Consider the following 6453-nt stretch of genomic DNA (forward strand, 5'->3'; position numbering starts at 1 on the left):
ATGTGTCGACCAAGGTCGACACCTACCAACAGCCGCAGGAATCTGTCAGAGGTGGGGCGGTGTGGGTTGGCAGGACCGTTGGCGCCATGGATGGCGCCATCGAGCCCCCAGGGGTGAGGGCGCTTTGCTTGCGAAGCACTGCTTCGCAAGCGCCCGAACGCACAGCCGCCAGCGGCTGGGCCGGACCGCGGAGCGGGGTTTACGGCGTCCCCGCACTCCGACACCGCCCCACCATCCCGCGGGAAGCCGGCATCTGAAGTTGCTGTTGCCGGCCAGCGGCCGGCACTACCGCAGGTGCAGGGCTGCAAGCCCTGCCGAACAACCCTCTACCTACGCGGCAGGTAGGTCACCAGGGACAGATCGTGCCGGCTCTCGGGCACCAGCGCCACGTACTGCAGGTCCAGCAACCCGCGCGTGGGATGGTTCAGCTTCTTCGCACCTTCGTCGAACCGGCGCACGTCGTGCTCCGGCCACCACTGGCGGAACTCCTCGCTGTGCGCGGCGATGTCCTCGACCAGCGCCAGGAATGGTGCCTTGTCCGGCGCCTGCGCCATCGCCGCGCGGAAGCCGGCCAGCAGCCCGCGGGTCATTTCTTCCCAGTTGAGGATCAGCGTGCGGTACGGCGGGTACAGGAACATCAGCCGCAGCGTGTTGCGCTCATGTGGCGCCAGCTGGCTGTAGTCCACGAACAGATCGGCGATGGCCGGGTTCCAGGCCAGGATGTCGTAGCGGGTATTGCGCACATACGCTGGGATCGGCTGCATCGCCTCCACCAGCTGGCGCAGGCCATCGGTGACTGTCTCGTCCGGAGACTCCAGCGGCACGCCGTAGCCGGACAGCGCGAACGCATAGGCGCGTTCGTCGTCGCTCATGCGCAGCACCTGCGCCAAACGCTCCAGCACTTCGGGCGAGGCGCGCACTTCGCGGCCCTGCTCGATCCAGGTGTACCAGCTGACGCTGACGCCGATCGCCAGCGCAACTTCCTCGCGCTTCAGGCCCGGGGTACGCCGGCGCCCGGCCGGGAGGCCGAGCGTGGCGGGGTCGACACGGGCGCGGCAGGCCTTGAGGAAGCCGCCGAGTTCCTTGCGTTCACTTTCGCTGCGCATCAGCGCCCTCCGTTGCGGAAGGCGATGATATCCGCGCAGGCGCGTCGATCAGGCATCGACGCGCTTGGAGCCCACGGCCAGGCCGGCCTTCAGGCTGGCCTCGACGAACTCGTCCAGGTCGCCGTCGAGCACCTTCTGCGTATCCGAGCGCTCGATGCCGGTACGCAGGTCCTTGATACGGCTCTGGTCCAGCACGTAGTTGCGGATCTGGCTGCCCCAGCCGATGTCGGACTTGGTGGCTTCCACCGCATCCTTTTCGGCGTTGCGCTTCTGGATCTCCAGCTCGTACAGCTTGGCGGCCAGCATCTTCATCGCGTTGTCGCGGTTCTGGTGCTGGCTGCGGCCGGTCTGGCAGGCCACGACGATGTTGGTCGGGATGTGGGTGATACGCACCGCCGACTCGGTCTTGTTGACGTGCTGGCCACCGGCACCGGATGAACGGTACACGTCGGTACGCAGGTCGGCCGGGTTGATGGTGATGTCGATGTTGTCATCGATCTCCGGCGACACGAACACCGAGGTGAAGCTGGTGTGGCGGCGGTTGTCCGAGTCGAACGGCGACTTGCGCACCAGGCGGTGCACGCCGGTCTCGGTCTTCAGCCAGCCATAGGCGTAGTCGCCTTCCACCCGCAGCGTGGCCGACTTGATGCCTGCGACGTCACCGCCGGAGACTTCCATCAGCTCGGTCTTCCAGCCGCGCGATTCGCACCAGCGCAGGTACATGCGCAGCAGGATCTCGGCCCAGTCCTGGGCTTCGGTGCCACCGGCACCGGCCTGGATGTCGACGAACGCGGCAGCATTGTCCATCTCGCCGGAGAACATGCGCTGGAACTCCAGCTTCTCGACGTGCGACTGGTGCTTGTCCAGGTCGGCGACCACGGCCAGCGCGGTGTCCTCGTCCTGTTCGGACTCGGCCAGTTCCAGCAGCTCGGTGGCATCGGCTAGGCCGTCCAGCACCGAGGCGATGCCGCCCACGGTCTTTTCCAGGCTGGAACGTTCGCGACCCAGGTTCTGCGCGTATTCGGCGTTGTTCCAGACGTCGGGGCTTTCCAGCTCCCGCGTTACTTCTTCAAGACGCTCTTTCTTGGCGTCGTAGTCAAAGATACCCCCGAAGCGACAGCACGCGATCGGTCAGATCGGTGATGCGCTGGCGGACAGGATTCAGTTCGATCATGTCGGCGGTTATGCATTCAAAAGATGACTGCCAATGATACCGCAGGCGTCCGCCCGGCGGCGAGGCAGGCCAGGGCTGGGCCCCGGGTGGACACGCGGCCATCCGATCCCGGTAGACTTCCCCACCGCCGCGGGAACAGGGGCCACGCGGTCATTCCCAACCCAAGGAGCACCATTTCAATGACGATCATGCGTTCCACCCTGTGCCTGGCCGCCTGCCTGCTGGCCGCCAATGCCTCGGCCATCGACCTGAAGGGCCTGACCAGCACCGGCATGAAGGCCGGCAAGGCGCTGACCCTGTCCGACGCTGAGGTCTCGGCCGCGGCCGATCAGGCCTGCGCCTACATGGACAAGGACAACCAGGTGGTGGCCGGCAACGATCCGTATGCCCAGCGCCTGGCCAAGATCACCCAGGGCCTGGCCAACGAGGACGGCCTGAACCTGAACTTCAAGGTGTACCGCACCGCCGACGTCAACGCCTGGGCGATGGCCAACGGTTGCGTCCGCGTCTATACCGGCCTGATGGACATGGCCAGCGACGACGAAGTGCGTGGCGTGATCGGCCACGAAATCGGCCACGTGAAGCTGGGCCACAGCAAGACCAAGATGCGCACCGCCCTGCTCGCCTCGGCTGGCCGCGAGGGCCTGGCCGCTTCGGGCAACGGCAACCTGACCCAGCTCAGCCAGGGCCAGCTCGGCGAACTGGCCGAAGGCTTCGTCAACGCCCAGTTCTCGCAGAAGGAAGAGAGCGCGGCGGACGAGTACGGCTACCAGTTCATGAAGCGCCACAGCTATGACCCGGCGGCCCTGGCCAGCATGTTCCGCAAATTGTCCAGTGAAGGCGGCCTGATGTCCTCGCACCCGGGCTCGGAAGCCCGCGCTGCGCGCATCGACGCGATGATCAAGAAGGACAAGAAGTAATGCCCATGCGGGCGGGCCGACCGGTCCGCCCGCTCAGGTTCCTGCCAGCGCCTGGCGCAGCAACGGCAGCTGTCGTCGACTGCACGGCACTTTGACGCCATCGACCATGTGAAGCAGGGCTTCACCGCCATCAAGTGGTTCGATCGAACGCAACTGATCGCGGTTGATCAGCCAGCTGCGGTGCGGCCGCAGGAACTGCACCGGATCCAACCGCTGCTCCAGGACCGCCATGGTGATCCGCAGTGGGTAGTCATGGCCGCGTACGCGCAGGTTCACGTAGTTCCCCGCCGCCTGGGCGTACTCCACATCTTCGGTGGCCACCAGGAACTCCTTGCCCAGCTTGCGCACCAGGAAGTGCTGGGGGCGCTCGACCGGTTCCACCGGCGGACCGACATCGGGCTCGGCCAGCAGATGCGCCTCGCCCTGGCGCTGGCGACCGAACCAGGCCACCGCGTGCACCGCGATCACCAGCAGGCTGTAGGTCTGCACGTCCTTGAAGAACTCGTAGAACCACTGCGCCGGCCAGGCTCCATAGGTGTATTGCTGGCCGATCAGGGCGAAGGCCAGCTTGCGCATGAGGACCATGGCACTGACGTGCAGAAGCCACCAGGCGATACCGCCCAGCACATACAGCAGGATCCGGCGACGCCAGGTATCGGCATGCAGCGGCCAACGGCGAGCAGCGGCATGCAGCACGGCCAGAAGCGCGAGGGAGGCCAGCGCGCTGCTGAACTCTTCGATCGATACCGTCAATGCCGGAAAGGGCTGTACGTCCCGCCATGCCCGCATCCACTGCGCCAGGACATTACCTGCTGCAGTACCCAGAAACAGCAGCGACCAGAAGGTGGCGGCCATGCCGCGGCGCTGTAGCGGCTCGGCAACAGCGGCGGCCAACGCCGCCTGATCTCCATTTTCCATGCGGGCTATTGTTGCCCATCCGGCCCGGACCGCATCCGCCATTGGTCCCAGCCTTCCCACCATTGGCCCCTCTGTGGCCGCCGTCGCGCCCCAACTGCTGGCGCGCGGACCTTGGCCAACGCACGGTGCAGCTTCCTCCTGATGCCCGCCCACCATGCACCGTCGCCACGATCTGGACACCCTGCGCATCGCCGCCTTCGTCCTGCTGATCTTCTACCACGCCGCCATGGCCTACGTGGCCGGCTGGGACTTCCACCTCAAGAGCGCCTACACCGCCGAATGGCTGCAATGGCCGATGATCGCGCTGAACCGATGGCGCATGCCGCTGCTGTTCGCGATCAGCGGTATCGCCCTTGGCCTGTCCCTGCCCGACCAGGGACGGCTGCAGCACACCCTCCGCCGTGGCTGGCGCCTGCTGCTGCCGTTGCTGTTCGGCATTGTCGCGGTGGTATCCCTGCAGGCCTACCATGAAGCGCTGGACAAGGGCGACGCGTCACCGGGGCTGGCCGGATTCCTGTGGCGCTACTGGCAGTTCCGGCCGTGGCCGGGCGCACATTTCAGTGGTGCCGCCTACGGCTTCACCTGGAATCACCTCTGGTACCTGGCCTACCTGCTGCCCTACACCGTGCTGGCCGTCGTCCTGGCCAGTCTCCTCCGACCACTGCGCAGTGCGCTGCCGCGCTGGCAGGCAAGCGACCGCCTGCTGGGCACCCTGCTACTGGCGTTGCCAGTGGCCTGGCTGAGCTGGGCCCTGCTGGTGCTGATGCCACGCTGGCCGCCGACCCATGCCTTGCTGGACGACGTGTACGTGCACGCCGAGTCGCTGCCGCTGTTCCTGGCGGGCTTCCTGGCCGCTCGCTGGCAGCGAGGCTGGGACCTGCTGGTGCGTGGACGTCGCCTGACATTGGCACTGGCGGTGCTGGGGCTCAGCCTGGAGCTGGGCATCCGCGCGCTGGCCCGCTTGCCGCCTGTGGGCGATCTGGATGCGTGGGTGCTGGCACTGCCTTGGGCCCAGACCGAACGCGTCGGCCGCGCGTTGTACACGTGGTGCATGCTGCTGACCCTGTTCGGCTGGGCGCGCGTGTTACTGGACCGCCACTGGCCCGGCCTGGCCTACTGCCGCGAGGCGGTGTTCAGCTGGTACATCCTGCACCAGACCGTGCTGATCGTCTTGTTGTATGCGCTGCGACCGTTGCAGCTTGGCCCGTGGCTGGAGCCTGCCTTGCTGGTGGCCGGCACGATCGGAGGCTGCCTGCTGATCCACGAACTGCTGATCCGCCGCACGCGCTGGCTGCGGCCCCTGTTCGGCCTGCGTGCCGCATCGCCATCGCTGCTCGTGACACGTGTTGCGCCGGTGTAGAGCCGAGTCCACACTCGGCTGCTTTGGCTCGGTTCTGTTGAGCCGGGCCTGATTGCCAACGGATGATGAGGACAACGGATGTTCCAGACGCAGTGGCACCTGTGGTTGCAGCACACCTTCGACGCCGGCTGGTTCCTGTGGGTGATGCAGTTCATCAGCCTGCTCGGCTATGAAATGGCCTATACCGCGCTGATCCTGGTGTGTGCATTCGGGGCACGCCTGCGCGCCGGCCTCTGCGTGATGCTGGCGGTGCTGCTGATGGCCTGCGCCACGCATGCAATCAAACAGGGCGCCGCCCTGCCCCGTCCGACCGATGTGGACGCAGCAGTGCTGGACAAGGGCGAGCCGTCCCACCCGTTCGTGGTGGACGGCGGAGGTCACACCTTCTGGGCACTGCCGGACGCACAGGCCACCGCAATGCTGCGGGCGCAGCCCGATGCCGACTATGGCTTCAATAGCGGCCATGTCGGCGTCGCCACCGCTGCCTGCGTCGGCCTGCTGCTGGCCTTCGGCATCCGCCGCCGCTGGCTGCGCTGGGCGCTGGCGTTGGGCTGGCCGCTGCTGATGGCGCTGTCACGGATGTACCTGGGCCGGCATTTCCTGGCCGACGTACTGGCCGGGTGGCTGATTGGCGTCGGCGTGGCGTTGTTGGCGTGGCAGCTGATGCCAGGGATGCGCTCAAGCAGGCAATGGCAACTGCCGGTCCTGTTGGGGCTTGGCGTGCTGCTGGCATGGGCGGCGGCGACCACCCGCTTCGTTCCAGTTGGTGAAGCCGGGCGACTGCTCGCGCTGGGCCTGCTGGTGGCGTGGATGCAATGGCGCGGCTGGCCGGTGGATCCGAAGAACATCGTGCAGCGGGGGTTGCGCGTGCTGGGTGTTGTGGTGATCTATCTGCTGGCGCGGCCGTTGATCGATCTGCTGGCCGCGACCATTCCGCTGCCTGATGTAGCGGCGACCGAAGTGCTGTGGCAGGCC

General features: G+C 66.6%; 6 protein-coding genes. 3 read left to right on the forward strand and 3 right to left on the reverse strand.

Annotation, left to right across the window (positions count from 1 at the left end; genetic code table 11):
• Nucleotides 1–326 precede the first annotated feature (326 nt).
• Together N5D91_RS24060 and prfB are read right to left on the reverse strand one after the other, a co-directional pair.
• Complete coding sequence (locus N5D91_RS24060; protein WP_153854884.1) at nt 327–1109, reverse strand: helix-turn-helix transcriptional regulator; 783 nt, start codon at nt 1107–1109, stop codon at nt 327–329.
• Nucleotides 1110–1154: 45 nt separating this feature from the next.
• A protein-coding gene (gene prfB / locus N5D91_RS24065; protein WP_097048047.1) for a peptide chain release factor 2 occupies nt 1155–2280 on the reverse strand; the annotation gives its coding sequence in 2 pieces (ribosomal slippage) (nt 1155–2204 and nt 2206–2280; 1125 coding nt in all).
• A gap of 179 nt (nt 2281–2459) precedes the next feature.
• Between prfB and N5D91_RS24070 the strand changes: the two genes are divergently transcribed.
• Nucleotides 2460–3200 (forward strand): M48 family metallopeptidase, encoded by a 741-nt coding sequence (locus N5D91_RS24070; protein ID WP_110712181.1) that lies wholly within the window; start codon nt 2460–2462, stop codon nt 3198–3200.
• A 33-nt stretch (nt 3201–3233) separates the two neighbouring features.
• Here the strand turns inward: N5D91_RS24070 and N5D91_RS24075 are convergent, their stop codons facing one another.
• Nucleotides 3234–4118 carry a LytTR family DNA-binding domain-containing protein gene (locus N5D91_RS24075; RefSeq protein WP_180855639.1) on the reverse strand — a complete coding sequence of 295 codons (885 nt, stop codon included), beginning with the start codon at nt 4116–4118 and terminating at the stop codon, nt 3234–3236.
• Nucleotides 4119–4272: 154 nt separating this feature from the next.
• On the opposite strand from N5D91_RS24075, the gene N5D91_RS24080 reads away from it, so the two are divergent.
• Both N5D91_RS24080 and N5D91_RS24085 read left to right on the forward strand, forming a co-directional pair.
• Nucleotides 4273–5478 carry an acyltransferase family protein gene (locus N5D91_RS24080; protein WP_180855638.1) on the forward strand — a complete coding sequence of 402 codons (1206 nt, stop codon included), beginning with the start codon at nt 4273–4275 and terminating at the stop codon, nt 5476–5478.
• A 78-nt stretch (nt 5479–5556) separates the two neighbouring features.
• A partial coding sequence (locus N5D91_RS24085; RefSeq protein WP_279922770.1) for a phosphatase PAP2 family protein occupies nt 5557–6453 on the forward strand: 897 nt, incomplete at its 3' end.

The organism is Stenotrophomonas sp. GD03794, from assembly GCF_029842145.1.
In the GTDB taxonomy this organism is placed as follows: domain Bacteria; phylum Pseudomonadota; class Gammaproteobacteria; order Xanthomonadales; family Xanthomonadaceae; genus Stenotrophomonas; species Stenotrophomonas riyadhensis.

Bases quoted from the DNA above. Each gene is read 5' to 3' on its own strand.
- N5D91_RS24070 (WP_110712181.1), top strand. From the start codon at position 2,460: ATGACGATCATGCGTTCCACCCTGTGCCTGGCCGCCTGCCTGCTGGCC.
- N5D91_RS24075 (WP_180855639.1), bottom strand. From the start codon at position 4,118: ATGGAAAATGGAGATCAGGCGGCGTTGGCCGCCGCTGTTGCCGAGCCG.
- N5D91_RS24080 (WP_180855638.1), top strand. From the start codon at position 4,273: ATGCACCGTCGCCACGATCTGGACACCCTGCGCATCGCCGCCTTCGTC.